This window comes from Acuticoccus kalidii, from assembly GCF_021556395.1.
Taxonomy (GTDB): domain Bacteria; phylum Pseudomonadota; class Alphaproteobacteria; order Rhizobiales; family Amorphaceae; genus Acuticoccus; species Acuticoccus kalidii.
The window spans coordinates 81446-108320 of the sequence record NZ_JAKGCS010000024.1 but is presented as its reverse complement, the minus strand read 5'-3'; the positions used below and the strand labels follow the sequence as shown (position 1 = coordinate 108320).

The following is a 26875-nucleotide window of genomic DNA, read 5'->3' as shown; positions in this document are numbered from 1 at the left end:
TTCCTCGCCTCACGTCTCGGTGAGGACGCGGGCGAGGTCGGCGACGCTCTCCACCGAGTGGATCGGCAGCATGGCGTCGACAAGCGGGATCAACGTGCGGATGCCGCGCGCCCGCGCCTCGAATCCGTCATAGCGCAACAGCGGATTGAGGAAGAGGAGCCTGCGGCAGGATCGATGCAAGCGGTCGGCCTCGCGCGCGAGTGTCGAGGTGTCCGTGTCGCGCTCGAGCCCGTCGGTGACGAGGAGGACGATCGGCCCGCCGGAGAGAACCCGGCGCGACCAGTCGCGGTTGAACGCTTCGAGCGATGTGCCGATGCGCGTGCCGCCGGACCAGTCCTCGACCTGGGTGGCGCATAAAGCGAGCGCCTCGTCGGGATCGCGCCGGGAGAGGGAGCGCGTGACGTTGGTAAGGCGTGTGCCGAACAGGAAGGTCGTCACGCGCCGCCGTTCGCCGAGCGCGTGGAGGAAATGGAGCATGATGCGCGAATAGTCGGCCATCGAGCCGGAAATATCGCAGAGCGCCACCACCGGCGGCGGTTTCACCGCCCGTTCGGTCCGCCGCGGCACGATCATCTCGCCGCCGGTGCGCATCGCCGCGCGCATCGAGCGGCGCGGGTCGAAGCGGCCGCGCGGGGAGGCGACATGGCGCCGGGTGCGGACGCGATCGGCGTCGAAGGCAAGGCGGGCGATCGCCTGACGCGCGCGGTCGAGCTCGGCCGCCGTCATCTGCGCGAAGTCCTTGGTCCGCAGGATCTCGTCGTCGGACGCCGTGAGGCGCGCGTCGATCTCGACCTCCTGATGGCTCGTCCGGTCGTCGCGTTTGGGCGGGCTCAGCGCGGCATTGACGCGCGCCGCCGCCGCCCGCGGCTTTTGCGCGGGGGCGCGCTCGTCGGCGACGGGCGACAAGAGCTCCATCATCTTGTCGAGGAGGTTGCGGCCGCGAAAGAAGGCGTCGAAGGCGGCGTCGAACACGGCGATCTGATCGCGCTTGTGAACGAACACGGCCTGCAGCGCGGCCCGGACATCGGCGCGGGAGCGTACGCCCGCGACCTCGACCGCGCGCACCGCGTCGATTGCGTGGGCAGGCCCGACTGGCAGGCCCGAATCGCGCAGGACGCGGGTGAACATCGCGATGTTCTCGTGAAGGTGACCGCGTTCGCCGTTCGGGGCCTGCGTCTCGTCAGCGGCTGTCGTCATGCCTCATCCTGGATGGCCTTTGGCGGTGTTCTCGAGCTCCTGACGCTCGCGGGCGCGGGGCCGTTCGGCGCGCAAGGTGTCCACGACACGACGCAGCAGCGCGATGAAGAGTTCCTGCTCCGCGTCGGAAAGCCGGCCGAGCGCAATGTCGTTCTGCTCGATCGCCGCGGAGATCACGGGATCCTTGATCATCTTCGCCCGGTCGGACAGCCAGACGAGTTGGGCGCGCCGATCGCTCGGATGGGGCGTGCGCCGGATCAGCCCGTCGCGTTCCATGCGGGCGAGGGTGTTCGCCATCGTCGCCTGCTCGACGTCGGTCCGCTCCACGAGCTCCTTTTGCGTCAGGCCGTCGGTGTCCCACAATTCGAGGAGGACGGGAAATTGGCCGGCCACGAGGCCGAAGGGTTGGATCCGCGCCGCAAAGGCGAGGACGAAAAGGCGGGCACAATGGTTGGCGAGATAGCCGGCGGACGTCGTCTTGCAAAACATGAATGGGCCTGAACGAAAAGCATCTGTTTATGTCGTTGTCGTTTTTTAATGAGCTTCGTCTGCGCGTACCGCACCGGCCCGAAGGCCGCCGCGGTCAGGCGACGGGGCGCGCGTTGGCGCTCGTCCTGATGTCGTCGATCATGCGTTGGACCTCTGACCCACGCACCTTGGCGATATCGTCCTGATATTTGAGGAGGACGCCGAGTGTATCGTCGGCGATGCCGGGTTCGAGGACCATCTGGTCGAGCTCGGCGAGCGCCTGCGCCCAATCCAGCGTTTCGGCGACGCCGGGCGGTTTGAAAAGATCGCCATGGCGCAACATTTGAACGAAGGCGACGACCTCGCTGGCGAGCCGGTCGCCGGCCCCCTTGGCCTTGCGCCGCACGATCTCGCGCTCGCGCGCCATCGTCGGATAATCGACCCAATGATAGAGGCAGCGCCGCTTAAGCGCGTCGTGAATTTCGCGCGTGCGATTCGTGGTGATGATCACGATCGGCGGTTCGGTGGCGCGGATGGTGCCGTATTCGGGAATTGTCACCTGGAAATCGGAGAGGACCTCGAGGAGGAAGGCCTCGAAGGCTTCGTCGGCCCGGTCGAGCTCGTCGATCAGGAGGACGGGCGCGCCTTCGAGCGGGGTCTCGAGCGCCTCGAGGATGGGGCGCTTGATGAGGAAGTGCTCGGAAAAAACGTTGGCCTCTCCCCCGGTCGTCGCCTCGGCCTGGCGGATCGCGAGCATTTGAGCGGCATAATTCCACTCATAAAGCGCCGAAGCCTGGTCGAGACCCTCATAGCATTGTAGGCGGATCAGCTTGCGGCCGAGCGCGGCGGCGAGGACCTTCGCAATTTCGGTCTTGCCGACTCCGGCTTCGCCTTCCAAAAAGAGCGGCCGCTGAAGCTTCAGCGCCAGATAGAGGACGGTGGCGAGAGACCGATCGGCGACATAGTCGGCGCCCGCGAGGAGCGTTTCGGTCTCGTCAATGGACGTGGGTAGTGCGCTCACGCTCGGCCTTTGGTGTTGTGCACGGTGGGGACCTGCCGGCGAGAGTTGCCGGTCAACCCAAGGGGTAGCGCATGGACTTGCCAAAGGACAACAGTAGAACGGCGCCGGAGCGCCTGATCGTTCGGGAGGAACGGCCCGATGATCACGATCCGGTGGACGCGATCGTCCGCGCCGCGTTCGGCGGAGCGGGCGAGGCCGACCTCGTCAGAGCCCTCCGGGCGGACGGAGATGCCGAGATCGCGCTCGTTGCGACGCTCGACGACAATGTCGTCGGGCACATCATGTTGTCCCGAATGAGAAGTGAAATCGCGGCGCTCGGCCTCGCGCCGCTCAGCGTCTCACCGTCGCTCGAACGACGGGGGATCGGCTCGCGCCTCGTCGAGGCGGCGCTCGAGAAGGTGCGGGCCGCCGGCACGTGGCAGGCGGTCTTTCTCCTCGGCGATCCCTCTTATTATCGCCGGTTCGGTTTTTCGCGCGACGCGGCCCGGCCGTTCAAGTCGCGTTATCAGAGCCCGCATTTCATGGCTCTGCTCCTCACCGAGCAGCCCGTTCCCGCCGACCTTCCCATCGAATACGCGCCGGCATTTGATGCCCTGACATGATCGCGTAGACTGCGGCGTTCCATCCACGTCGACGGAAGCCGTTATGAACGCGCCACTTCGCCAGCGCTCCGCCTGCCCGCACGACTGTCCTTCCACCTGTGCCCTCGAGGTCGAGGTTGCAGACGGCAAGATCGGCCGCATTCGCGGCGCGAGCGGCAACGCCTACACCGCCGGAGTGATCTGCGCGAAGGTCGCCCGATATGCCGAGCGCGCCCATCATCCCGACCGTCTGATGACGCCGCTGATGCGGACCGGGCCGAAGGGCGGCACGGATTTTCGCCCGATCGGCTGGGAGGAGGCGCTCGACCGCATCGCCGAAGCCTTCCTCGCGGCGGAGGCGAAGGCCGGCGCGGAGGCGGTATGGCCGTACCATTATGCCGGGACGATGGGCCTCGTGCAGCGCGACGGTATCCACCGCCTTCGCCATGCCAAAGGTTATTCGCGCCAATACGATACGATCTGCACCAACGGGGCGTGGACTGGCTATATCGCGGGAACGGGGCGCCTTGCCGGTCCCGACCCGCGGGAAATGCGTGAGGCGGACTGTCTCGTCATCTGGGGCACCAACGCGGTGGCGACACAGGTCAACGTCATGACCCATGCCGCCCACGCCCGGAAGACGCGCGGGGCGAAGATCGTCGTCGTCGACGTCTATGCGAACGACACGACCAAGCAGGCCGATCTCGCCCTCATCCTGCGGCCGGGCACCGACGCGGCGCTCGCCTGTGCCGTCATGCACGTCGCCTTCCGCGACGGGTATGCCGACCGGGCCTATATGGCCCGCTATGCCGATGATCCGGCCGGGCTCGAGGCCCATCTCGCGACCCGCACGCCGGAATGGGCCGCCGCCATCACCGGCCTGTCGGTGGAGGAGATCGAGGCCTTCGCGAAGATCGTCGGCACGACGGCGCGGACCTTTTTCCGCCTCGGCTACGGCTTCACCCGTCAGCGCAACGGCGTCGTCGCGATGCACGCGGCCGCCTCGATCGCGACCGTTCTCGGCGTCTGGCAGCGCGAGGGCGGCGGCGCTTTCCACAATAACGGCGCGATCTACACCCTCGACAAGACGATGATCGAAGGGACCGACGTCGTCGACCGGGCGACGCGGCGGCTCGACCAGTCCCAGATCGGCCGCATCCTCACCGGCGACGCGGAGGCGCTACAGGGTGGGCCCGAGGTCGCCGCGATGCTCGTCCAGAACACCAACCCGATGGTGGTCGCCCCCGAGCAGGAGAGCGTGCGGCGCGGTTTTGCGCGCGAGGACCTCTTCCTCGCGGTGCACGAGCAGGTGATGACCGAGACCGCGCGGATGGCCGATATCGTCCTCCCGGCGACGATGTTCACCGAGCATGACGACATCTACAAAGGCGGCGGGCATCAATACATCCTCCTCGGCCCCAAGCTCGTGGACGCGCCGGGTGAGTGCCGCGAGAACGATTATGTCCAGAAGGAAATCGCGCGGCGCGTCGGGGCGGAGCATCCGGGCTTCCACATGACCCCGCGCGAGCACATCAAGTGGATGCTCGACGCCTCCGGCTATGACAGCGCCGCCCTCGAGCGCGACGGCTGGATCGACTGCCAGCCCTCCTTCGAGGAGGCGCATTATGTGAACGGCTTCGCCCATGCCGACGGGCGCTTCCATTTCCGCCCGAACTGGACGGCGACGCCCGCCCCCAATAACGGCCCCATGGGCCCCTATACCGAAATGCCGGTCTTTCCCGATCATTGGGACGTCATCGACCGGGCGAGCGAGGATCGCCCGTTCCGCCTGGTGACGGCGCCAGCGCGCTCCTTCCTCAACACGACCTTCAACGAGACGCCCGGATCGCAAAAGCGCGAGGGGGCGCCCGCCGTCCTCGTCCACCCGGAGGACGCGGCGCCGATGGGGATCGCCGACGGGGTTCTCGTGCGCCTGTCCAACGGGCGGGGCGCGGTGCTCGTCACGGCAAAGCTCTTCGATGGCGTCGGGCGCGGAACGCTCGTGTGCGAGGGCCTCTACCCGAATGAGGCTTTCGTCGATGGAAAGGGCATCAACACGCTGACGGGCGCGGACGCGATGGCGCCCTATGGCGGGGCGGCTTTTCACGACAACAGCGTGCGCCTCGAACGCGCCGGCGCCGACGCGCTGGCAATGGTCGCCGAGACGGCTTGAGGGAGCGCCGCCGGTCGCCGGCGGACCTGAGGAAAGGGGCGGTCGCCGGCGGGCTCGAGGAACGGCCGCTGGTCGCCGGCGGGCTGGCTCGAGGAAAGGCCGCCGGTCGCCGGCGGTCTGCGGCTCGCTCAACCGTCCGTCGGGGGATCCTGGAAGAGGGCGAGGGCGCTCTGGTCCTCGCTGTGTTGAAGCTCCCAGAGGGGCGGGTTGAAGTGCACGGCGGCGAGCGGCTTGTGCGCCGCACCCGAGAGGTGGACCGCAAGTGCCGCGGGATAGAGCTTGTGCTCGGCCCCAAGGACGCGGGCGGCAAGGGTGTCCTCGGTGTCGTCCGGCAGGACCGGGATTGCCGCCTGGGCGATGATCGGGCCGTCATCGAGCTCGGCCGTCACGAGGTGGACGGTGACGCCGTGGAACTTCACGCCGGCTTCGAGCGCCCGCCTATGGGTTTCGAGGCCGCGAAAAGACGGCAGCAGCGAGGGATGGATGTTGAGCATCCGCCCCTCCCACCGGCCGACGAATTCCGGCCCGAGGATCCGCATGAAACCGGCGAGGCAGATCTGTTGCGCGCCCGCCTTGAGGACTTCGGCCTCGAGCGCGGCGTCGAAGCTCGCCTTCGAGGGATGGCCGCGCCGCTCGACGACGGCGGTCGCGATGCCGATCTCGGCGGCGCGGGTGAGGGCGGCCGCGTCCGGCTTGTCGGAGACGACGAGGGCGATGCGGGCGGGATAGGCGGGGTCGGCCGCCGCTTCGGCGAGCGCGAGGAAATTGCTCCCGCGCCCGGACACGAAGACGGCGATAGGGGTCTTCTCGGTCATGATCAGCGGATGATGCAGGCGGCGCCGTCCGCGCCGCGCGCCGTCACCGTGCCGAGACGGGCGGCGGTCTCGCCGGCGTCGGTCAGCGTTGCGATCACCGGGTCCGCCGCCTCGGGCGCCACGGCGAGGACGAGGCCGACCCCGCAATTGAAGGTCGCCTCCATCGCCTCGGCGTCGAGGCCGCCTTCGCGGGCGAGGAACTCCATCACGGGGTTCTCGAAGATCGCGCCGCGGTCGATCTCGGCGGCGAGCGTGTCGGGCAACATGCGCGGCACGTTGCCGGTGATGCCGCCGCCGGTGATGTGCGCGATGCCTTTGATGGCCGCGCCGTGCTCGGCGAGGGCGGAGAGGACGGGCTTCACGTAGATCCGCGTCGGTGCGATCAGCGCTTCACCCAGCGTTCCGCCGGCGAAGGGGGCGGCGAAGTCCCACCCGCGTTCGCGCGCGATCTTGCGAATCAACGAATACCCGTTGGAATGCGCGCCGGACGAGGCGAGCCCGATCAGCGCGTCGCCCGCCGCGATCGTCGGGCGGGGGAGCACCTGGTCGCGCTTCACCGCGCCGACGACGAAGCCGGCGAGGTCATAGTCCGCGCCCTGATAGTGGCCGGGCATCTCGGCCGTCTCGCCGCCGACAAGGGCGCAGCCGGCCTGCCGGCAACCCTCGGCGATCCCGGAGACGACGTCCGCCGCGACCGGCACGTCGAGCTTGCCGGTGGCGTAATAGTCGAGGAAGAAGAGCGGCTCGGCGCCCTGGGCGAGAACGTCGTTCACGCACATGGCGACGAGATCGATCCCGACGCCGGTGTGGATGCCGAGATCGATCGCGAGGCGCAGCTTGGTGCCCACACCATCGGTCGAGGCGACGAGAAGGGAATCGCCATGTCCCGCCGCGCCGAGATCGAACAGGCCGCCAAAACCGCCGAGCGACGGCTTGGACCCGGCGCGGGCAGTCGTGGCGGCGAGGGGCTTGATGCGCTCCACGAGCGCCTCCCCGGCATCGACATCGACACCGGCGGCGGCATATTGGGCGCGGGGGCTCTCGCTCATAGCGGGGCGACCTCGTGAGAAAAGGGGTTGACCCGCGCGCAAGTGCCACGGTTCGACGCCGATGGAAAGTGAGGCTTATCAACAGGGGGTCCGCAGTCCCCTTGTTGAAAGCGGGTGTGGCGGTGCGAGGTCGGAGCATCTCGCCCCGCTTGGACTAGAGTGGTTGCGGGGTGAGCGGCGGATTTCGGCCGCGTCCCGTGCGACGGATGGGTGATGGAACAGCTTGCCCTCGATCTTGGCATACCTGCCGCGCCGCCGGAGACGGTGATCTCGCGCAGCAACGAGGACGCCTATCGAATCTTGGACGATTGGCCGCGCTGGCCGCATCCGATCGTGATGGTGCGCGGTCCGCGAGGATCGGGCAAGACCCATCTCGCACACGCCTTCGCGGACCTGTCGGGCGGGCTCGTGGTGCCGGGCCCGGCGTTGACGGGCGAGAACGCGGTCGCGATCGCGACGGGGCCGGTCGCGGTCGACGATATCGAAAATGTCGACGAACAGGCGCTGTTCCATCTCATCAACGCGGTGCGGGCGGCCAATTCGACGCTCCTGCTGACCGGAACGACCCGCGCCAATATCCGCCTCGCCGACCTCGCCTCACGCCTTCGCGCGGTGCCGGAGGTGGCGCTCGACGCGCCCGACGATGCGCTCCTTCGCCGCGTTTTGCTGGACGCCTTCATCGCCCGCCAGCTCCCGGCCGATCCCGCCGTCGTCACCTTTCTCATGGCGCGGATGGAGCGGACGCTTCACGCCGCCTGTCAGGTCGTCGAGGAGATGGACAAGACCGGCCTCGCCGAGCGTCGCCCCCCGACACGGCCACTTGCGGCAAGAGTGTTGCGCGAGAGCGGTTCACCATCGGACAACATTGTGCCATAGCCCGGCGGAACGCCAATGCGGGGAACAGACATGGCAGCGGATACGGCAACTCTGGAGGCGCCGGACGCGCCGCCCAGCGTTTCTTTACGTCACGACATGGACGATGCGCTGAGGTCCAGTCCCGCGCGCTTCATCAATCGTGAGCTTTCCTGGCTTTCCTTCAATGAGCGCGTCCTCGAAGAGGCCGCCAATCCGCATCATCCGCTCTTGGAGCGGCTCCGCTTTCTGTCGATCTCGGCCAACAATCTCGACGAATTTTTGATGGTCCGCGTCGCCGGTATCATCGCCCAGGTCCGTGCCGGCGTCGATGCGATCAGCGATGACGGCCTCACCCCGTCCGAGCAGCTCGCCAAGATCAACGCCGCGGTCGCCGATCTCCAGGCCCAGCAACAGCAGCAATTCCTTCAATTGCGGGACGATCTCTCTAACGCCGGTATCGAGATCGCCGCCCTCGACAGCCTCAGCGAGCGTGAGCTCGAAGGGCTCGAGCAGACGTTCCTCACCCATGTCTTTCCGGTTCTGACGCCCCTTGCCATCGATCCGGCACATCCCTTCCCCTTCATTCCCAATCTCGGCTTCTCGCTCGCGCTGATGTTGAAGGCGCCCGAGGGAGAGAAGCGCGTCGCCTTGGTGCGCATTCCGGCCCAGGTGGAGCGTTTCTTGCGGCTCGAGAGCGAAGGGACGACGCAGCGCTTCATCGCGCTCGGCAACGCGATCCGCCTTCACCTTCACCGTCTCTTTCCGGCACACGAGATCCTTTCGACCGGCTCCTTCCGCGTCATTCGCGACAGCGATCTCGAAATCGAGGAAGAGGCCGAAGATCTCGTGCGCACCTTCGAGAGCGCGTTGAAGCGGCGCCGGCGCGGCAGCGTGATCCGCCTCGAGACCGAATCCTCGATGCCGGAGGACCTGCGCGCCTTCGTCGCCTCCGCGCTCGGCGTCGACGAAAGCGGGATGATGGTGGTCGACGGAATGCTCGCGCTGAAGGATCTGTCGCAGCTCGTCTCGCTCGATCGGCCGGATCTCAAATTCCAGCCCTATACGCCGCGTTTTCCCGAGCGCGTGCGCGACCAAGGCGGGGACTGTTTCGCCGCGATCCGCACCAAGGACATGGTGATCCACCACCCCTACGAATCCTTCGATGTGGTGGTCCAATTCATCGCCCAGGCCGCCGCCGATCCCGATGTGGTGGCGATCAAGCAGACGCTCTACCGCACCTCGAACGACAGCCCCATCGTCGCCGCCCTCATCGCCGCGGCCGAGGCCGGCAAGTCGGTGACCGCGCTCATCGAGATCAAGGCGCGCTTCGACGAGGAGGCGAATATCCGCTGGGCGCGCGATCTGGAGCGGGCGGGCGTTCAGGTGGTGTTTGGTTTTCTGGAGCTGAAGACACACGCCAAGCTTTCGATGGTGGTGCGGCGCGAGAGCGGGCGGCTTGCCACCTACGTCCATATCGGGACGGGCAATTATCACCCGATCACCGCGAAGATTTACACCGATCTGTCCTTCTTCACCGCCGATCCGGTGATCGCCCAGGACGTCGCGCGGGTCTTCAACTTCATCACCGGTTATGCCGAGCCGGCGGAGCTGTCCCGTCTCGCGGTGTCGCCGATTACGCTGCGCAAGCGCATCCTCGACCATATCGAGGCCGAGATCGGCCACGCGAAGGCGGGGCGCCATGGCGCGATCTGGATGAAAATGAACTCCCTCGTCGACGCCCGGATCATCGACGCCCTCTATGATGCGTCGGCCGCCGGGGTCGAGGTCGATCTCGTCGTCCGGGGGATCTGCTGTCTGAGGCCGGGCGTCAGGGGGTTGTCGGAAAATATCCGGGTCAAGTCGATCATCGGCCGCTTCCTGGAACACAGCCGCATCTTCTGTTTCGGCAATGGTTCGGATCTGCCGTCGCCGAACGCCGTTATCTATATCGGGTCGGCTGACCTCATGCCGCGTAACCTCGATCGCCGGGTCGAAACACTCGTTCCGATCGACAATGACACGGTCCATGCGCAGATCCTCGACCAAATCATGGTCGCAAACCTGCGTGACAATGAACAAAGCTGGAGCGTTCTGCCGGATGGCGGGCACCAGCGCGTGATCCGCGGGGAGGGCGAAGAGCCTGTGAATGCGCACTATTATTTCATGACCAATCCGTCGCTCTCGGGTCGGGGGCGGGCGCTCGAGCTCTCCTCGCCCAAGACCTTCGCGTTGCCTCCCCATTGAGCGTGATGGGTGAACTCTCCCAGGCCGCCGGGATGCCGCGCGGCCGACGGATGGGCAGCGGCGTCGTCGGTGTCGTCGACGTGGGCTCCAACTCCGTTCGCCTGGTGCTCTATGAGCACGCCTGCCGGGCGCCGACGGTTCTCTTCAACGAAAAGGTCCTCGCCGCGCTCGGTGAAGGACTGGCCGAGACGGGGCGGATCTCGGACGAGGCGATGGAGCGCGCGCTCGCCGCGATCCGCCGCTTCATGGCGATCGTCAAGGCGGCTTCGGTGCAGGATGTCACCATCGTGGCGACCGCAGCGGCGCGCGATGCCTCGAACGGACCGGACTTCATCCGCGAGATCGAGGCCATTTCCGGGATCGGCGTGCGCGTGCTCGACGGGTCGGAAGAGGCCACGATGGCCGCGAACGGCGTCCTGTGCGGCTTTTGGCGGGCGGATGGGCTGGTCGGCGATCTCGGCGGCGGCTCGCTCGAGTTGATCGACCTGACGGAGGCCAATCTCGGGGCGGGGGAAAGCTTTCCCCTCGGCACGTTGCGCCTCAAAGGCGATGCGAAGAACAACCTGCCCCGCGGCGTCGCGATCCTCGAGGAGACGCTCGGCGCCTCGCGTCAGCTCCCGCTTCTGGCGGGGCGGCCCTTCTACGCGGTCGGCGGCACCTGGCGTTCGCTGGTGCGGCTGCATATGGCCGAGACGGATTATCCGATCTCGATCATGCACCATTATAGCGTCGACGCGGCCGAGATGTCGGAGTTTTGCGCCAGGCTGCTGCGCGACGGTCTCGACACGATGTCCCATGCCGGCGTCGTCTCGAAGGGGCGGCGTCCGCTGCTTCCGTGGGGCGCGGCGGCCTTGCAGACGATCATCCGGCAGGGCCGGCCGACATCGATCGTCGCCTCCGCGCTCGGCGTGCGCGAGGGTCTCCTCTATTCGACGCTCGGCGAGGCGGAGAAGCGGCGCGATCCGCTGCTTCTCGCGACGGAGGAGCTCGCGCTCCTGCGCAGTCGCTCGCCGCAGCATTCGGCCGAGCTCGTCGAATGGTCCGGCGCCGTCTTCCGCGCCCTCGGCATCGAGGAAAGCGAGGACGAGCAGCGCCTTCGCGTCGCCGCCTGCCTCCTCTCCGATATCGGCTGGCGCGCCCATCCCGATTATCGCGGCGATCAGGCGCTCGCGATCGTCTCCAACGCGGCGCTCTACGGGGTCGACCATGCCGGCCGGGGCTTCCTCGCCCTCGTTCTGCACGACCGTTATGGCGGGCTCGCCGATCCGTCGGGCCAGCATTCGGCCGACATCCTGTGCTCGAAGGCGTTGCAGGAGCGGGCGCGCTTCCTCGCGGCGGCCTTCCGCATCGCCTATGTGCTGTCGCCGGGCGTTCCGGGGATCTTGCCGCGCACGCGGGTGGAGTGGGACGGCAAGGATTTCGTTCTCTATCTCCCGCGCGATCTCGCCGCGATCGAGGGCGAGCGGCCGTTGCGGCGGATGCGTCAGTTCGCCAAGCAGATCGGCGGGCAGGGGATGATCCGCATCGAATGAGGTGGGGCCGGCCTTACCGGCTCAGGCGGTGTCGGGCGGGGTGAGCTTCGCGACGGAGGACCAATAACCGTTGGCGATCAGCCCGCGGACCTCCTGGCGCACGATGCGGCAAATTTGCTGCGTCGGCACCGAGTCCGGCCGATGCCCGTAGGTCGACATCGTGATGACGCGGACGAGGTCGGGATCGGTGAGCCGCCAGCAGCGAAACGCCTCGCTCGACGGCTCGTTGAGGATCGCGGTCTGCGGCAGGATCGTGTAGCCCATCCCGTCGCGAACGGCGTGGATCATCGAGAACAGCGCATCGACCTCGAGTTCGATGCGAAACTGCCTTTTGAACTGCAGCGCCACATCGTCGAGATAGAGCCGCAATCCGTGCGAGCGGGACGGCAGGATCAGCGGCAGGTCGAAGAGGGAGGCGGCTTGCATCGTCTCGGACGTGTCGTCGCGATGGGCCTCCGCCGGGCCGATCAGATAGAGCGCCTCGCGCGCGAGTGGCTCCAGCACGAACCGGTGGGTCATCGGGTCGTCGTAGAAGATGCCGACATCGATGCGCCCATTGCCGAGCCATTCGAGGATGTGGCCGCTGAACCCCTCGACGATCTTCACCGAGACCATCGGAAACTCCTGCTTCAGCTTCTGGGCGAGCGGGAGGGTGAGGACGCGGCCGACCGAGGGGGGAACGCCGATCACCGCCGAGCCGGTCGGCTGGCCGCGCAGGGCCGCGACCTCGGAGGAGGCGCGGGAGACGGAGGAGAGGATCTCGTTCGCGTGGGACAGCAAAAGCTCGCCCGCCGAGGTGAGGCTCACCCCGCGCCCATTGCGGTAGAAGAGCGGGACGGTGAGTTCGGCCTCGAGCTGCTGGACCTGACGCGACAAAGCGGGCTGGGCGACGCCGAGCGCCACCGCCGCCCGCGAGAAGCTCTTGCTGCGCGCAACCTCTACGAAATATTGCAGCTGACGAATTTCCATCACACGCTTTCGCACACGCTCGACCCGCGCCGTCCCACCCTACAGCGCAATTCGGTCGTCCGCACGTTTCACCGTGGCGCCGGTCCGCCCCGCTCTGTGATGGAGATCACGCTTGAACCTGTCGATCAGCCAATATGCCGCTTCACCGGCCGATACGGTCCTCGATTTCCTCGATCACGCCGCGGCGGAGGGCTATTCGGCCGTCGCGATCGTGGAGCGGGCGCTCGATGAGATGAGCGCCGAACGTCTCGCCGAGGCGATCGCCGCACGCGGCCTCACGGTCTCTTCGCTGAACAGTGCGGGCTATTTCCTGCAGGCCGACGAGGCGGCGCGGCGCCGTCAGGAGTGGAAGAATCGCCGTCTGTTGGAGGCGGCGCCGGTGCTCGGCGCGCCGCTCAACCTCATTCCGGGCGGGCCGGGGCCGGGCGGCCTCTCGGTGGAGCGGGCGCGGGCCGAGATCGACGCGGCGATCGAGGCGTTCGCGGGGGCGGCGCGCGATCTCGGGGCGCGGCTCACCCTCGAGCCGATCCATCCGATGGATCTCGCTTACAAGGGCGCCATCTGCCAGCTCGCCCATGCCGAGGCGGTGTGCGCGCGCGTGCCGGGCCTCGCGATCACCCTCGACCTCTTCCATTCCTGGTGGGACCACGATCTCGACCGCGTTCTCGCCGCACCCGGCGGGCTCGCGGTGCTGCAGGTCTGCGACGTCGCGTGCCCGGAAGGGGCGCCGCCGATGCGCCGCCCGCTCGGCGAGGGCATGATGGACCTTGCACGGATCCTCCGCCTCGCCGAGGCCGGCGGCTGGGCCGACGTTTACGAGGTGGAGCTTTTCCACCACCAACTCGACGGCCGCCCGCTGCGGCAGGTGATGGTGGAGAGCCGCGAGGCGTTCGCCCGCCTCGCGGCTGCCGCGTCGGACGTCAGATCGGTGCCCAGCGAACGAGCAGCAGGCTGACGTCGGAGACGTAGGTGACGATGATGAGGCCGATGAAGATGACCAGATAAAACGGCACCACGCCGATGAAGAGGTCCTTCACCTGCCGCTTGGCGATTGCGGCGATGGCGAAGAGATTGAGACCGATCGGCGGGGTGATCACCGCGAGTTCCATGTTCACGATCATGATGATCGCGAAGTGGATCGGATCGACGCCGAACATCGCGAGGAGCGGGAAGATGATCGGCAGCGTGATCAGAATGATCGAGATGATCTCGAGGAACATCCCGAGCACGATGAAAACGAGGTTGATCAGGAGGAGGAATGTCGTCCGATCGAGCCCCAGCGAGGCGATCCAATCGACCACGAGCTGCGGGATGCCGGAGAGCGTGACTGCGTAACCGAAGAGGGCGGCGGCCGCGAGGATCATCAGGATCGCCGCGGTCGTGGCGCAGGCGCTCACCATCACCGCAAGGAGCTGGCCGAGGCCCATGCGCATGTAGGTCCGCGCGGTGATCACGAGGGCGTAGATGACCGCGAGCGCGCTCGATTCGGACGGCGTGAAGATGCCGCCATAGATCGACCCGAGGATGACGACCGGAAACGAGAAGATCGCCCGCGCGTCCCACAGCGCCTGGCGCCGCCTCGCCCAACTGTCGGGCGGCCGGCTGTCGAGGCCGAGGCGGTGCGCCTGGAGGATCGCGAAGAGGCACAACAGGATCGCGATCATGATGCCGGGCAGGATGCCCGCCTGGAAGAGCTTGCCGACCGACACCCCCGTCACCGTGCCGTAGATGATCAGCGGCACGGAGGGCGGGATGAGGATCCCGAGCCCGCCCGCGGACGCGATCAGGCCGAGGACGAAGCGTTCCGGATAGCCGCGTTGCAGCATCTGCGGGATGAGCACGATGCCGACCGCCGCCGCCGTCGCGATCGACGAGCCGCTGACGGCGGAGAAGATCATCGTCGCGATCACCGCCACCACGGCAAGACCGCCTTTGATGTGGCCGATGAGGCTGTCGATCGCGTCGACGAGACGCGCGACGGCGCCGCCGCGGCTCAGGATCTCCGCCGACAGGATGAAGAACGGGATCGCCATGATCGGCGCCTTGTCGAGCCCGGAGAACCAGGTCGCGGGGCCGATCAGGAGGAGATTGCCGCTCAGATAGAGATAGAGCAGCGCACCGGCGGACATCGCGAGGGCGATCGGCACACCGAGAACGAAGAGCGCGCCGGAGGAGAGAAGCAGTGGTCCCATGATGGTGTCGTTTCGATCCCGTGCCGGTCAGGGATGATGGATGACGGCTTCGATCTCGGCAGCGTCCTCGACCTCGATCGGGCCGAACACGATGACGAGCGCGTAGGCGACGACGCCGAGCCCCATGCCGAGAAGGATGCTCGCGTGTGGAATCCACAGCGGCATGTTGAACCCGGTGGGCATGATCTCGCCGAAGAGCATGCTGTCATCGACGAAGAGGTAGGCCGCATAGGCGAAGATCACGCAAATCAGCATCGACAGGAGCGAGCCGATCAACTGGAAGATCGCCTTGATCCGCCCCTGCAATGAATAGTCGATGAGGTCGAAGCGGACGTGCAGCGCCTGAAGCACCGCGACGGGAAAGCCGAGAAAGGTGCCGAGGATGACGAAATAGCGTGAAAGATACTCCGCCGTCGGGTCGGAGAAGGAGAGGAGATAACGGCTCACCGTCATGCCGAAGGTGAGGAGCACCGCCACCATGAAGCACAAGGCCATGGCGGCGGCGATCGTCCAATAGAAGGCCCGGACGAACCTCATCGCGCCACCCCGCTCGAAGTTGAGGGCGATCGGAAATCGGTCACGGACAAAAGGCCGTGCGCACGTGTTCGATCCAGCACGATGAAGTCCTCCTTCGCCAGAGAATACGGGATGATCAGAGACCTTGGACCTGTTTGATCATCTCCTGGATCTCGGGGTCGAGCGTCTCGTAATAGGGGGCGAGCGCGGCGCGGAAGTCGGCGAGCGCCTCGGGGCTGAGCTCGATCACCTCCTGGCCGACGGCGCGCAGGTCCTCATCGACCTTTTCGAGGTCCGCCTTGACGTTCTCCTCGTTGAAGGCGCGCGCGGCGGCGACGGCCTCGACGAGCTGGGCCTGACGCTCTTCCGGCAGCGCGTCGTACCAGCGCTTGTTGAAGAGGACGAGATAGCCGCCATAGAAGAGGTCGAGCTTCGTGACCGCGTCGGTGACCTCGTAATATTTCATCGTGAGGCCGTAATTCGGCGCGGTGAACGCCCCGTCCGCCACGCCCTGCTGAAGGGCGAGATAGAGCTCGGTGCCGGGGATCGCGGTCGGCTGTGCGCCCATCGCGGCGACGGCGCCTTGCAGGATCTCGGACGGAACGGTGCGGATCTTCTTGCCCTTGAGGTCGTCGATCGTGCGCAGCGGCTCCTTGCCCCAAAGGCGCGTCGGGTTCTCGAACCAGTAGCCGGTCGATTCCAGATTGCGCGCCTCAAGCTTCTCGGCGAGCGCCTTCGCCTCGTCGGTCTCGAGGAACTTGATGAGCTGGTCGTAGCTGTCGAACACCAGGGGTGCCTGGTAGATGTTCATCAGCGGCTCGACCGGCGCGATGTAGCTGAAATAGGGCGCCGACATCTCGATCTGACCGCGGGCGGTGGCGGCGACCTCCTCGGACGGGCCGAGAAGCTGCGCGGCGGGATAGAGCTCCACCTCGAAATAACCGTCGGAGATCTTCTCGATCTCCTCCTTGAAGGCCACGATCGTGCGGCTCTTGATGTGGGCGTCGGGCGTTTCGTAGCTGACGCGGATCGTCTTTTCCGCGGCTTCGGCGACGGGCGCGGCGGCGACGGCGCCGACGAGCACGGCCAAGGCCGTCCCGGTAAGGCCAAGGCGGATTTGCATCTTTCTCTTCGTCATCGCGCTGCTCCTTCGATCGGTCTTTGTTTGCGTTTCCGTGTGGCCCTTGCTCATGCGTGAAAGCGCGGGCCGTTATGTCCGATCGTGCAGAGCTTGCGCCAAATCGGCCCCGATGTCGGCAGCCGCGCGGCGTACCAGATATATCGATCCGGCATAGTCCGGGCCTTCGGCGAGCTGGTACGAATCTTCCCCCTTGGCGCGATGCGAATGGATCGACACGGCGCGGTCGAACCGGCCAAAAAGGCGATTGCTATGGAATTGGGACTGAATGGGCGTAAGGCCCTCGTCACCGGCGCCTCGAAGGGGATCGGCCGCGCAACGGCGCGGATCCTCGCCGAGGAAGGATGCAATATCGCGATGGTCTCGCGGGATCCGGCGACGCTCCACGAGGCGGCCGACTATGTCCGCGACGGGCTTTCGATCGACGTCGTGACCATCGCCGCGGACCTATCCGAGGAGATGGAACGGCTCCGTGTCGTCGAGACCGTCGGCGATATCGACATCCTCGTGAACAATGCGGGCGCGATTCCGGGCGGCAATCTCCTGGAGTTCGACCATGCGAGCTGGTCGGCCGCCTGGGCCCTCAAGGTGTTCGGCTATATCTCGATGTGCCGCCATTATTATGAGCGGATGAAGGCGCAGCAGAGCGGCGTCATCGTCAACGTCATCGGCAACGCCGCCGAGGCGCTCGACTTCGATTATATTTGCGGCTCGACGGCCAATGCCGGCCTGTGCGCCTTCTCCAAGGCGCTCGGCAGCTATTCTTTCCGTGACGGCATCCGCGTCGTCGCCCTCAATCCCGGCCCGGTCGAGACCGACCGCCTCGTCGCCTTGATGCGCAAGAAAGCGGCAGCGCGGACCGGATCGGCGGAAAACTGGGAAAGCCTCAGGGAGCCGCTTCCCTTCAAGCGCGGTGCGAGCTCGGAAGAGATCGGCTGGATGGTCGCGATGCTCGCGTCCGATCGGTCCGCTTATACCAGCGGCACCGTGGTGACGATCGATGGCGGGATCGCGAGCCGGAGCCGCACATTCTAGGCGCGTCGCGCGGGACTGAGACGTTCGCCACACGGCGAAGCACGAGCGACGCGCGGCCCCGGCGCCGGCGTCGAGACGAGGAGGATCTTCGACTATGCCCCACGTCACCACCGACGATGGAGTGAACCTTTATTACGAAGAGGCGGGGAGTGGGACGCCGATCGTCTTCGTCCACGAGTTCGCCGGCGATTGGCGCTCCTGGGAGCCGCAACTTCGCCATTTCGCGCGCTTTTACCGCTGCATCACCTATTCGGCGCGCGGCTTTCTGCCGTCCGACGTGCCGCCCGATCCGTCGAGCTACTCGCAAGACCGTGCGCGCGATGACATCAAGGCCGTGCTCGACGGTCTCGGGATCGAGAAAGCGCACATTGTCGGCCTTTCGATGGGTGGCTTCGCGACCCTTCATTTCGGCTTCACCTATCCCGAGCGCTGCCTGTCGCTGGTGATCGGCGGCTGCGGCTATGGCGCCGAACCCGGCAAGCGCGATCAGTTCTCGAACGAGGCGAACGCCGCCGCCGACGGTTTCGAGAATGACGGCATGGAAAAGGCCGGCGGCGCCTACGCGCTCGGACCGACGCGGGTGCAGTTCCAGAACAACGATCCGCGCGGCTGGGCCGAGTTCCGCGACCAGCTCATCGAGCATTCCGCCAAGGGCTCGGCGAACACGATGCGTGGGGTGCAGAGCAAGCGCCCGTCGCTCTACGAGCTTATCGACAAGATGCGCACGATCACCGCGCCGACGCTCGTCATCACCGGCGACGAGGACTGGCCGTGCCTCGAGCCGTCACTGTTGATGAAGCGGGAGATCCAGACCGCCGCGCTGGTGGTGATCCCCAATGCGGGCCACACGATCAACATCGAGACGCCGGCCGAGTTCAACCGTCAGATCGAGGCGTTCCTGCACCTCGTCGATGTCGGCCGCTGGCCGGCGCGGGATCCGCGCTCGGTGTCGGGCAAGATCATCTCCGACAAGTAGGCATCGCCTCCGTCGCAAACGAAAACGCCGGCCCCGAGGGGCCGGCGTTTTTTCTTGTGCCCGCGTCCGGCCGTCAGCCCCGTGTCATCAGGGAGGGCAGGAAGGTCGCGATCTCGGGGACGAGGATCAGGAGGATCGTCGCCGCGACGAGGAGGAGGAAGAAGGGAAAGGCCGCCTTCGCGACGAAGAGGAGGTCACGGTCGGTCATCGATTGCAGGATGAAGAGGTTGATGCCGACCGGCGGCGTGATCTGCGACATCTCGATGACGACGACGAGATAGATGCCGAACCAGATGAGATCGATCCCCGCCGCCTGCACCATCGGCATGATCACCGAGGCGGTGAGCACCACGATCGAAATGCCGTCGAGAAAGCAGCCCATCACGATGAAGAGGACCGTGAGGGCGAGGAGGAGCTGGAACTGTGTCAGCTCGAACGAGCCCACCCAGCTCGCGAGATTGCGCGGAATGCCGGTAAAGCCCATCGCAACCGACAGGAAGGCGGCGCCCGCGAGGATCAGAGTCACCATGCAGGTGGTCCGCGTCGCCCCGGCGACGCTGTCGCGGAAGGAGGCCCAATTGAGCGTTCCCGACAAGAGCGAGAGGACGAGCGCGCCGATGACGCCGACGGCCGCCGCCTCGGTCGCCGTCGCGATGCCGGCATAGATCGAGCCGATCACGCAGACGATGAGGCCGATGATCGGGATGAGGCCGGCCGTCGCCTTGACCCGTTGCCAGAACGGCATTTTGGGCTCCGCCGGCGGGATCCGATCCTTATGGAAGCTCGCCCAGACCGCGACATAACCCATGAAGAGGAGGACGAGCATCAGGCCGGGCAGGATCCCGGCGATGAAGAGGCGGGAGATCGAGACGTCGGCGGCGACGCCGTAGACGATCAGGATGATCGAGGGCGGGATGAGGAAGCCGAGCGTCGCCGAGCCGGCGAGCGTTCCGATGACGGCGCGCGCGTCGTAATTGCGGCGGGTGAGCTCCGGGATGGTGATGCGGCCGATGGTGGCCGTCGTCGCCGCGGAGGAGCCTGAGACGGCCGCGAAGAGGCCGCAGCTCGCGATGTTGACGTGGAGAAGGCGGCCCGGAAGCGGGGCGAGCCATGGCGCGAGCCCGCGGAACATCTCCGAGGCGAGCTTCGAGCGATAGAGGATTTCGCCCATCCAGATGAACAGCGGCAAGGCGGTCAGCGCCCAGGACCAGGATTGGCCCCAGATCGTCGTCGCCATAATCGCCCCGGCGGGCGCTCCGGAGAAGAGAACGATGCCGAGATAGCCGACGATCATCAAGGTGAGGGCGACCCAGACGCCGAGCGCCAGGAGCACCAGCATCAGGACGATCAGAAAGCCCGATACGAGCATGGGATCCATGAAAAGTCCGTCCTAGTGCGTGTCGGCGGCGGGGTTGTCGGAGCCTCTCGGGTCGCTCTCGCCGGTCGTGAAGACCGGACTCTTGCCGAGAAGAGCGCGCACGAGATCCTCGAGGATCGCAATGAAGAAGAGAAGGACGCCGATCGCCATGCCGGCCTGCGGCAACCAGAGCGGCATCGGGATGAGGCCGGAGGTGACCTCGTTCCGCATGAGATTCTGGCCCACCATCTTCAGCGTGTGCCAGGCGAAGATCCCCATGATCGTCGCCGCGATCGCAAGGGCGACGACGAGGAACACCTGACGCAGCCAGCCGCGCGCGGCATGGACGAAGAGGGTGACGCGGATGTGGCTGCCTTCGCGGAAGGCAAAGGCGAGGCCGAGAAAGGACGTCGCGGCGAGGCAGAAGCCGGCGAACTCGTCGGCCGAGGGCACGATCTTGCCCATCAGCCGGGCGACGATCTGCGAGGCGACGATGACCGCGATGGCGACCAGGAAGACCCCGGCGAGGACCCCGGCGCCGCGATAGAGGATGTCGAGAACGCGCGTCAGCACAGTGGTCCTCCGATCAGGATGCGCAATCGCGCAGGAACGAGACGCGGACGAGCCGGCGCGGTGACGGGCACGGCGCCGGACGCATCATGGCAAGACGGACGGCCGAGGCCGCCCGTCGGAAAAAGGCGCGGGCGAGACAGGTCGCCCGCGATCGTGTCGCAATGCACGCGGCTTTATTTGATCGCGTCGAGGACGGTCTTGCCCTCGTCACCGCTCGCCTCGGCCCACTCGGTCGCCATTTCCTCGCCGACGGCCTGAAGGCCGCTCATCAGCGTGTCGGTCGGCTCGATGACGTTCATGTTCTCGGCGAGCGTCTCGACGGCGGAGGTGCTCTCGGCCTGGCTCATTTCCCAACCGCGGGTCTCGGCGGTCTTGGCGGCCTCCAGGACGGCGGCCTGCGTCTCTTCGGGAAGCGAGGAGAAGGCGCTCTCGTTGACGATGATCATGTTCTTCGGGAGCCAGGCGTTGATGTCGTAGAAATTATCCGTGAAATCCCACGCCTTGGTGCGCACGCCGGTGGCGGCGGAGGTGACCATGCCGTCGACGATGCCGGTGGAGAAGGCTTGCGGAATTTCCACCGCCTCGACGGTCGTCGGCACCATGCCGAGGAGCTCGGCCATGCGTGCGGTCGTCGCGTTATAAGTGCGGAAGCGCACGCCCTTGAGGTCGTCCGCGGTCTCGATCGCGTCCGTCAGGTAAAAGCCCTGGCCCGGCCACGGCACGGCGAAGAGGAGGCGGATACCGTCGGCGGCGAGCTTTTCCTCGATCATCGGCCGCTGCGCATCCCAAAGCGCCTTCGCCTTGTCATAGCTCGTCGCGATGAAGGGGATGTTGTCGGCGCCGAAGAGCGGATCCTCATTATAGAGGTTGCCCATCAGGACTTCGCCGAGCGGCACGAGCTGATACTGAACCGAGCGCTTGATCTCGGGGTGCTTGAAGAGCGATTGGCCCGAATGCACCGTGATTTCGAGATCGCCGTCGGTCGCGGTGGCGACGTCCTCGGCGAATTGGCGGATATTCTTGGTGTGGAACTCGGCGTCCGGATAGGGCGTCGCCATATCCCAACGCGTCTGGGCCGAGGCCGGCACAGCGAACACCATGGACGCGATCAGTGCCGAACCTGCGGCAGCCTTCAAGCTCTTCATCAGCTCATTCCCTTATGTGACGCCCATACGCCGGACGCACCGACGACGGGTCATGCAAGTTCCGTGCGTCTTTATTCACCGCCCGGTGAAATGCGGGCGGCGTTTTTCGGCGAAGGCGGCGCGGCCCTCGCGATAGTCCTCGCTGGTGACGGCGCGCTCAACGGCGACCGACATCCGTTCCTCGCGCTCCGCCGTCTCGCCCTCGGTGAGAGCTTCGAGGACGATCTTGGTGCCGGCGATCGACAACGGGGCGCAGCCGGCGAGCTCGTCCGCCGCGGCGATCGCCGCGGGCAGGGCCTCGCCTTCGCTGATCTCGGAGACGAGGCCGATCCTCAGCGCGTCCTCGGCGTGATAGCGGCGCCCGGAAAACAGCATCTCCTTGGCCGCGACGAGGCCGACCGTGTGATAGAGCGCCCGCGTTTCCTCGATCCCGTAGACGATCGACAGGCGCGAGGCGGTGATCGCGAAATAGGCGCTCGTGTCGGCGATGCGGAAATCACAGGCGACCGCGACGCCGACGCCTCCGCCGAAGCACGGCCCGGACACGGCCGCATAGGTCGCCTTCGGGCATCGGGTGATCGCGACCGTCGCCCGGTCCACCATGGCAGCATAATGGAGCGCATCGTCATTGGTGGCGCGGACCGTGTCGAATTCCTTGATGTTGGCGCCGGCGCAAAAGGCCCCGCCGGCACCGGTCAGGACGATCGCCCGCAGCTCGGAGCGCTCGGCGAGCGCCTCGAAGATCTCCGCGAGGCGCACCCACATCGCGAGTGTCAGCGCGTTACGCTGGTCGGGACGGTTGATCGTGACGAGCGCCGTCGTGTCGGACGCACGCTCGACAATGAGGGCATCCCCGAGATCGGCGGTGGCCGGCGAGGTGGGAATGTCTATGCTCTGTGCGGTCAATCGTGTCACCGTCCTGAAGTGCGTGACGTCCGAACCGGCGGGCCGGAAAACGTCAACGCGCGCATCGTGTTGAAACCGGAGCGCAAGGGTTACGATCACCGCCATGGGTCACGTCGCGACGCGCTCCGGCGAGTCTCTGACGGCATCCTATCGAGCGGGTCTTCGCGGTTACAACTGAATAGCTGAGATAACGATAAGGTATGAATGTGTCTCGCCGAACCATCGCAGTTTCGGGGGAACATCATCCCAACACGTGTGGAGCGAGGGAGGCGTATGGGAGCGCTATCACATATTCGGGTTCTGGATCTGACGCGCGTGCGCGCGGGGCCGACATGCTGTCGGCTTTTCGCGGATTACGGCGCCGACGTCATCAAGATCGAGCCGCCCGAAGGGGTCGACCCGAACGCGACCATCAATGGTCCGCGCGACGGGTACGACATGCAGAACCTGCATCGCTCCAAGCGGTCGCTGAGCCTCAATCTCAAGAAACCCGAAGGCCGCAAGATCTTCGAGGAGATGGTGAAGACGGCCGATATCGTCGTCGAGAACTATCGGCCGGACGTCAAATATCGTCTCGGCGTCGACTATGAGACGCTGTCGGCGATCAATCCGCGCATCATCCTCACCTCGATCTCCGGCTTCGGCCAGGATGGGCCGTACACCAAGCGGCCGGGCTTCGATCAGATCGCGCAGGGCATGGGCGGGCTGATGGCGGTGACGGGCCTGCCGGGGCAGGGGCCGGTGCGGGCGGGCGCGGCGGTCGCGGACCTGTCGGCCGGGGTCTATGCGGCGACCGGGACGCTGATGGCGCTCGTCGAGCGTGAAGTCTCCGGCAAGGGGCAGTGGGTGCACACCTCGCTCCTCGAGGCGCAGATCGCGACGATGGACTTTCAGGCCGCGCGCTATCTCGTCGACGGGGACGTGCCCGAGCAGGCCGGCAACGATCACCCCGTCTCGACCCCGACCGGCGTCGTCGCGACCAAGGACGGCTATCTCAATCTCGGTGTCGCTGGTGACGGGCAGTGGCGCGATCTGTGCACCGAGATCGGTCACCCCGAGCTCGGCACCGACCCGCGATTTGCGACCGTCCAGGCCCGGCTCGACAACCGCCCGGCGGTGAACGCGCTCCTCGATCCGATCTTCCGGTCCGACACGACGACGAACTGGCTGAACCGGCTCGAAGCCGCCCACGTGCCGGCCGGCCCGATCTACCGGATGGACGAGGTGTTCGCCGACCCGCAGGTTCAGCATCTCGGCATCGCGGCCACGGTGGAGCATCCGCGCCGGGGACCGATCCAGCTCGTGGGCCTTCCCGTCCACCTCGACCGCACGCCGCCCGCGATCTCGCGCGCCGCGCCCGATCTCGGGGAGGATACCGACTCGATCCTCTCGGAACTCGGCTATGACGCGGCGCGGATCGGCGCTCTGCGCTCGGACGGGGTGGTCTGACATCGACCGACGAGGGCGCGGCGTCTCGGGATGAATGATCCCGGGGCGCCGCATCCTGCGGCGCCGTGATTCAGGCGGCGTTGCGGCTTTCGGCGGCGTGCTCGCGCGGGAGGCGGACGGTCACGGTCGTGCCGTGGCCGACCTCGGACTGGATGTCCATCTTGCCGCGGTGAAGCTCGGTGAGGGAGCGGGCGATCGCAAGGCCGAGACCCGACCCCTGGTGTGTCTTGGTGAACTGGTTCTCCACCTGCACGAAGGGCTGGCCGAGGCGTTCGAGCTCGCGCTTCGGGATGCCGATCCCGTTGTCCTCCACGGCGACGACGACCCAGTCCCGTTCGAGCCGGGCGCGCGTCGTGACGCAGCCGTCGTTCGGGGTGAACTTCACCGCGTTCGACATGAGGTTCAGGAGGATCTGCTTCATCGCGCGGCGGTCGACCTGGATCCGCATGCCGTCGGTGATCGCCGAGGCGAGGGTGATGTTCTTCTCCGCCGAGGTCGGCGTCATGATGCGCGTCGCCTCGGTGAAAAGCTCGGCGAGGTCGACCATCTCGACCGACAGATCGACCTGACCCGCCTCGATGCGGCTCATGTCGAGAATGTCGTTGATCACGCCGAGCAGGTAAGTGCCCGAATGGTGGATATCGGCGCAATATTCCTCGTATTTCGGTGAACCGAGCGTGCCGAACATCTGGTTCCGCATGATCTCCGAAAAGCCGATGATCGCATTCAACGGCGTGCGCAGTTCGTGCGAGATGTTGGCGAGGAATTCCGATTTCGCACGGTTGGCGTCCTCGGCGCGGGTCTTCTCCTCGGCATATTTCTCGGCGAGCTCGGCGAGTTGGCGCGTCTGATTTTCGGCGGTCCTGCGGGCGCTCTTCAGCTCGACGACGTTCGCCTTGAGGCGCTTTTCCGACTCCATCAGCCGCTCTTCGTGCGTCTTCAGCGTCGTAATGTCCGTGCCGACCGAGACGAAGCCGCCATCCTTGGTGCGGCGCTCGTTGATCTGTAGCCAGCGGCCGCCGGCGAGCTCGGCCTCATAGGAGCGGTCGTCGTCCGGTCCCGCCGTGTGGGTGAGGAGGTGGGAGGAGACGACCGGCTGAAGCGCCGCCTCGATGACGACATGGTAGGGCGTGCCGGGCTTCACCGCGTCGTCCGGCAGATTGTGCATCTCCTGATATTTGGTGTTGCACATCACGAGGCGGTTCTGCGCGTCCCACAGGACGAACGCCTCCGACACGGTCTCGATCGCGTCGCGAAGGCGCATGTCGGCGGTCGCAGACTGCTCGGCGAGGCGCTTCTGTTCCGTGGTGTCGAGCGCGACGCCGATGAGATGGGGCCGGCCCGATTCGTCGTCGGTGACGAGCTCGGCGCGGAAGCGCAGCCAGATCCAGCGGCCGTCCGCGTGGCGCATCCGCAGCGTGCGGTCGAGAACGCGCTCGCCGGTGGTGAGTTGGCGCTGGGCGAGCTCGTAAAGCCCGCCATCGTCGGGGTGGACGAGCGCGGCGACCTCGCGAAATCCCATCAGCTCGTCGCGCGGCGGCATGCCGAGCACCTCGAACATCGACTGCGTCCAGAACATGCGGCCGCGCGCGACGTCCCAGTCGAAGAGGCCGCAACGGCCGCGGGTGAGGGCGGTGTCGATGCGGGTGGTGGTCGCCGTGTAGATCTGATCGGCCGAGCGGGCGCGCGCCGACTGGGCATAGAAGGCGTAGACGACCACGATGATGACGCCGGCCGTACACATGAAGAGGACGGCGTTGGTGTTCATCTCGTCGCGCCAGGCCGAGAGGACGGCTTGCTCCGGCTGCGTGACGGCGATCATCGCCGAGCGGTCGGCGAGGTGATGGACGGTGGCGAACAAGGTGGTGCCGTCGCCGGCGACCTCCATCACCCCGGCGCGCCGGCCGAAGGTGGTCATCGGCTGGTTGGGGCCGAGAAGGTTCGCGACGGGACCGCCCACGAGATCCTGGCGGAACGGGGTCGACGCGAGGATCGTGTCCTCGTCGATCAGGGTGACTTGCCGCCCGCTCTCGGTGGCGCCTTCGGGCAGGCTCGTCGCGAAGATCGATTCGATCGGCAGATCTTCCTCTGCCATCCGGCGGCTCATCTCGGCCGACATCGCGCTCGCGATCAGGCCGATCTGGCTGCGGGCCTCGGCCTCGGCGGTGGCGCGATGGTCGAGCGTGATCGCGACGCGATAGGCGGCGATCACCAGGATGAAGATGATGGTGAGGAGCGGGATCGCCCGGCGCAAGAGCGGCTCGCGGGCGAGAAGCTGACCATAGCCGGGCTCGGCGAGGAGGCGGACGTGACCGTCCATCCGCAAGCGGCTCGCGCGGGCCGCATCGCCGTTGCCGCTCGCCTTCGCCGAATAGAGGCGCTGGACCGAGGCGGGCGGCTCGGCCGCGTCGGCCTCCACCGGCGGCGCCTCGGCGCGGACGGCGGGGGTGGCGGCGCGGCGGTTCGCCGGCGGTTCGGGAGTGCGCGGCCGTGGGCGGGCCTGCGACGTGCCGGCTCTCGGGCGGCCGGGCGCGCTCGTTTCGGATCTCGGGGCGGGGCGATGACGTGCGGCTCCCCCGGCCCCGGCGTTTGCCGTCGCGGCCGACGCGGAGCCGACGCGCGGCTCGTCCTCGTCCGACATGCGCGTGGTCGCTGCCATGGAATCCCGCAAAATGTGCTCGAAT

At 66.7% G+C, this 26875-nt stretch carries 23 protein-coding genes; 9 read left to right on the top strand and 14 right to left on the bottom strand.

The genetic code is table 11. From position 1 onward, the window contains the following. Positions 1 to 9: 9 nt before the first annotated feature. The 3 genes from L1787_RS13955 to L1787_RS13945 form a co-directional block, all read right to left on the bottom strand. Positions 10 to 1197, bottom strand: a complete 1188-nt coding sequence (locus L1787_RS13955; RefSeq protein WP_235709451.1) for a vWA domain-containing protein — start codon at positions 1195 to 1197, stop codon at positions 10 to 12. A gap of 3 nt (positions 1198 to 1200) precedes the next feature. Beyond that, a complete protein-coding gene (locus L1787_RS13950) occupies positions 1201 to 1686 on the bottom strand; it encodes a MarR family winged helix-turn-helix transcriptional regulator (RefSeq protein ID WP_235709450.1) in 486 nt (161 codons plus the stop codon). A 94-nt stretch (positions 1687 to 1780) separates the two neighbouring features. Next, positions 1781 to 2686, bottom strand: a complete 906-nt coding sequence (locus tag L1787_RS13945; RefSeq protein WP_235709449.1) for an AAA family ATPase — start codon at positions 2684 to 2686, stop codon at positions 1781 to 1783. Positions 2687 to 2757: 71 nt separating this feature from the next. Between L1787_RS13945 and L1787_RS13940 the strand changes: the two genes are divergently transcribed. Further along, the gene (locus L1787_RS13940; RefSeq protein WP_235709448.1) at positions 2758 to 3288 is read left to right on the top strand and encodes a GNAT family N-acetyltransferase; all 531 of its coding nucleotides are present in this window, start codon (positions 2758 to 2760) and stop codon (positions 3286 to 3288) included. A gap of 43 nt (positions 3289 to 3331) precedes the next feature. Then, complete coding sequence (locus L1787_RS13935) at positions 3332 to 5440, top strand: molybdopterin oxidoreductase family protein (protein ID WP_235709447.1); 2109 nt, start codon at positions 3332 to 3334, stop codon at positions 5438 to 5440. 128 nt (positions 5441 to 5568) lie between these two features. Here the strand turns inward: L1787_RS13935 and purN are convergent, their stop codons facing one another. Together purN and purM are read right to left on the bottom strand one after the other, a co-directional pair. Next, complete coding sequence (purN, locus tag L1787_RS13930; RefSeq protein ID WP_235709446.1) at positions 5569 to 6255, bottom strand: phosphoribosylglycinamide formyltransferase; 687 nt, start codon at positions 6253 to 6255, stop codon at positions 5569 to 5571. 2 nt (positions 6256 to 6257) lie between these two features. Next, a complete protein-coding gene (gene purM / locus L1787_RS13925; protein WP_235709445.1) occupies positions 6258 to 7304 on the bottom strand; it encodes a phosphoribosylformylglycinamidine cyclo-ligase in 1047 nt (348 codons plus the stop codon). A gap of 213 nt (positions 7305 to 7517) precedes the next feature. Between purM and L1787_RS13920 the strand changes: the two genes are divergently transcribed. The 3 genes from L1787_RS13920 (at position 7518) to L1787_RS13910 (ending at position 11935) form a co-directional block, all read left to right on the top strand. Next, the gene (locus tag L1787_RS13920) at positions 7518 to 8180 is read left to right on the top strand and encodes a P-loop NTPase family protein (protein WP_235709444.1); all 663 of its coding nucleotides are present in this window, start codon (positions 7518 to 7520) and stop codon (positions 8178 to 8180) included. 96 nt (positions 8181 to 8276) lie between these two features. After that, positions 8277 to 10403 carry an RNA degradosome polyphosphate kinase gene (locus L1787_RS13915; RefSeq protein ID WP_235710037.1) on the top strand — a complete coding sequence of 709 codons (2127 nt, stop codon included), beginning with the start codon at positions 8277 to 8279 and terminating at the stop codon, positions 10401 to 10403. 5 nt (positions 10404 to 10408) lie between these two features. Next, positions 10409 to 11935 (top strand): Ppx/GppA family phosphatase, encoded by a 1527-nt coding sequence (locus L1787_RS13910; RefSeq protein ID WP_235709443.1) that lies wholly within the window; start codon positions 10409 to 10411, stop codon positions 11933 to 11935. 21 nt (positions 11936 to 11956) lie between these two features. Here L1787_RS13910 and L1787_RS13905 read toward each other — a convergent pair whose 3' ends face one another. Continuing rightward, entirely contained in the window at positions 11957 to 12904 is a 948-nt protein-coding gene (locus L1787_RS13905) for a LysR family transcriptional regulator (RefSeq protein WP_235709442.1), read from the bottom strand. Positions 12905 to 13016: 112 nt separating this feature from the next. On the opposite strand from L1787_RS13905, the gene L1787_RS13900 reads away from it, so the two are divergent. Further along, complete coding sequence (locus L1787_RS13900) at positions 13017 to 13859, top strand: sugar phosphate isomerase/epimerase family protein (RefSeq protein WP_235709441.1); 843 nt, start codon at positions 13017 to 13019, stop codon at positions 13857 to 13859. Here L1787_RS13900 and L1787_RS13895 read toward each other — a convergent pair. The 3 genes from L1787_RS13895 to L1787_RS13885 form a co-directional block, all read right to left on the bottom strand. Next, positions 13825 to 15096, bottom strand: a complete 1272-nt coding sequence (locus tag L1787_RS13895; RefSeq protein ID WP_235709440.1) for a TRAP transporter large permease — start codon at positions 15094 to 15096, stop codon at positions 13825 to 13827. The two genes, L1787_RS13900 and L1787_RS13895, sit on opposite strands and share 35 nt — an antisense overlap. A gap of 27 nt (positions 15097 to 15123) precedes the next feature. Further along, positions 15124 to 15633, bottom strand: a complete 510-nt coding sequence (locus tag L1787_RS13890; RefSeq protein ID WP_235709439.1) for a TRAP transporter small permease — start codon at positions 15631 to 15633, stop codon at positions 15124 to 15126. Between the two features lie 115 nt (positions 15634 to 15748). Continuing rightward, on the bottom strand, positions 15749 to 16750 hold the full coding sequence (locus tag L1787_RS13885; RefSeq protein ID WP_235709438.1) for a TRAP transporter substrate-binding protein: 1002 nt from the start codon (positions 16748 to 16750) through the stop codon (positions 15749 to 15751). Positions 16751 to 17002: 252 nt separating this feature from the next. On the opposite strand from L1787_RS13885, the gene L1787_RS13880 reads away from it, so the two are divergent. Both L1787_RS13880 and L1787_RS13875 read left to right on the top strand, forming a co-directional pair. Next, a complete protein-coding gene (locus tag L1787_RS13880; protein ID WP_235709437.1) occupies positions 17003 to 17785 on the top strand; it encodes a short-chain dehydrogenase/reductase in 783 nt (260 codons plus the stop codon). A 94-nt stretch (positions 17786 to 17879) separates the two neighbouring features. After that, positions 17880 to 18761 (top strand): alpha/beta fold hydrolase, encoded by an 882-nt coding sequence (locus tag L1787_RS13875; RefSeq protein WP_235709436.1) that lies wholly within the window; start codon positions 17880 to 17882, stop codon positions 18759 to 18761. A gap of 73 nt (positions 18762 to 18834) precedes the next feature. Here L1787_RS13875 and L1787_RS13870 read toward each other — a convergent pair whose 3' ends face one another. The 4 genes from L1787_RS13870 to L1787_RS13855 all read right to left on the bottom strand — a co-directional run bounded on the left by L1787_RS13870 (position 18835) and on the right by L1787_RS13855 (position 22742). Beyond that, entirely contained in the window at positions 18835 to 20139 is a 1305-nt protein-coding gene (locus L1787_RS13870) for a TRAP transporter large permease (protein ID WP_235709435.1), read from the bottom strand. 12 nt (positions 20140 to 20151) lie between these two features. Beyond that, a complete protein-coding gene (locus L1787_RS13865; protein ID WP_235709434.1) occupies positions 20152 to 20691 on the bottom strand; it encodes a TRAP transporter small permease in 540 nt (179 codons plus the stop codon). A 173-nt stretch (positions 20692 to 20864) separates the two neighbouring features. Then, positions 20865 to 21836 carry a TRAP transporter substrate-binding protein gene (locus tag L1787_RS13860; protein WP_235709433.1) on the bottom strand — a complete coding sequence of 324 codons (972 nt, stop codon included), beginning with the start codon at positions 21834 to 21836 and terminating at the stop codon, positions 20865 to 20867. Positions 21837 to 21911: 75 nt separating this feature from the next. After that, a complete protein-coding gene (locus L1787_RS13855; protein WP_235709432.1) occupies positions 21912 to 22742 on the bottom strand; it encodes an enoyl-CoA hydratase-related protein in 831 nt (276 codons plus the stop codon). Positions 22743 to 23015: 273 nt separating this feature from the next. On the opposite strand from L1787_RS13855, the gene L1787_RS13850 reads away from it, so the two are divergent. After that, the gene (locus L1787_RS13850; RefSeq protein WP_235709431.1) at positions 23016 to 24191 is read left to right on the top strand and encodes a CaiB/BaiF CoA transferase family protein; all 1176 of its coding nucleotides are present in this window, start codon (positions 23016 to 23018) and stop codon (positions 24189 to 24191) included. Positions 24192 to 24261: 70 nt separating this feature from the next. Here L1787_RS13850 and L1787_RS13845 read toward each other — a convergent pair whose 3' ends face one another. Beyond that, entirely contained in the window at positions 24262 to 26610 is a 2349-nt protein-coding gene (locus L1787_RS13845) for an ATP-binding protein (RefSeq protein ID WP_369415100.1), read from the bottom strand. Positions 26611 to 26875 lie beyond the last annotated feature (265 nt).

Coding starts and splice junctions, on each gene's coding strand:
- L1787_RS13955 (WP_235709451.1), bottom strand. CDS start 1,197: ATGACGACAGCCGCTGACGAGACGCAGGCCCCGAACGGCGAACGCGGT.
- L1787_RS13950 (WP_235709450.1), bottom strand. CDS start 1,686: ATGTTTTGCAAGACGACGTCCGCCGGCTATCTCGCCAACCATTGTGCC.
- L1787_RS13940 (WP_235709448.1), top strand. CDS start 2,758: ATGGACTTGCCAAAGGACAACAGTAGAACGGCGCCGGAGCGCCTGATC.
- L1787_RS13935 (WP_235709447.1), top strand. CDS start 3,332: ATGAACGCGCCACTTCGCCAGCGCTCCGCCTGCCCGCACGACTGTCCT.
- purN (WP_235709446.1), bottom strand. CDS start 6,255: ATGACCGAGAAGACCCCTATCGCCGTCTTCGTGTCCGGGCGCGGGAGC.
- purM (WP_235709445.1), bottom strand. CDS start 7,304: ATGAGCGAGAGCCCCCGCGCCCAATATGCCGCCGCCGGTGTCGATGTC.
- L1787_RS13920 (WP_235709444.1), top strand. CDS start 7,518: ATGGAACAGCTTGCCCTCGATCTTGGCATACCTGCCGCGCCGCCGGAG.
- L1787_RS13915 (WP_235710037.1), top strand. CDS start 8,277: ATGGACGATGCGCTGAGGTCCAGTCCCGCGCGCTTCATCAATCGTGAG.
- L1787_RS13910 (WP_235709443.1), top strand. CDS start 10,409: ATGGGTGAACTCTCCCAGGCCGCCGGGATGCCGCGCGGCCGACGGATG.
- L1787_RS13905 (WP_235709442.1), bottom strand. CDS start 12,904: ATGGAAATTCGTCAGCTGCAATATTTCGTAGAGGTTGCGCGCAGCAAG.
- L1787_RS13895 (WP_235709440.1), bottom strand. CDS start 15,096: ATGGGACCACTGCTTCTCTCCTCCGGCGCGCTCTTCGTTCTCGGTGTG.
- L1787_RS13890 (WP_235709439.1), bottom strand. CDS start 15,633: ATGAGGTTCGTCCGGGCCTTCTATTGGACGATCGCCGCCGCCATGGCC.
- L1787_RS13885 (WP_235709438.1), bottom strand. CDS start 16,750: ATGACGAAGAGAAAGATGCAAATCCGCCTTGGCCTTACCGGGACGGCC.
- L1787_RS13880 (WP_235709437.1), top strand. CDS start 17,003: ATGGAATTGGGACTGAATGGGCGTAAGGCCCTCGTCACCGGCGCCTCG.
- L1787_RS13875 (WP_235709436.1), top strand. CDS start 17,880: ATGCCCCACGTCACCACCGACGATGGAGTGAACCTTTATTACGAAGAG.
- L1787_RS13870 (WP_235709435.1), bottom strand. CDS start 20,139: ATGGATCCCATGCTCGTATCGGGCTTTCTGATCGTCCTGATGCTGGTG.
- L1787_RS13860 (WP_235709433.1), bottom strand. CDS start 21,836: ATGAAGAGCTTGAAGGCTGCCGCAGGTTCGGCACTGATCGCGTCCATG.
- L1787_RS13850 (WP_235709431.1), top strand. CDS start 23,016: ATGGGAGCGCTATCACATATTCGGGTTCTGGATCTGACGCGCGTGCGC.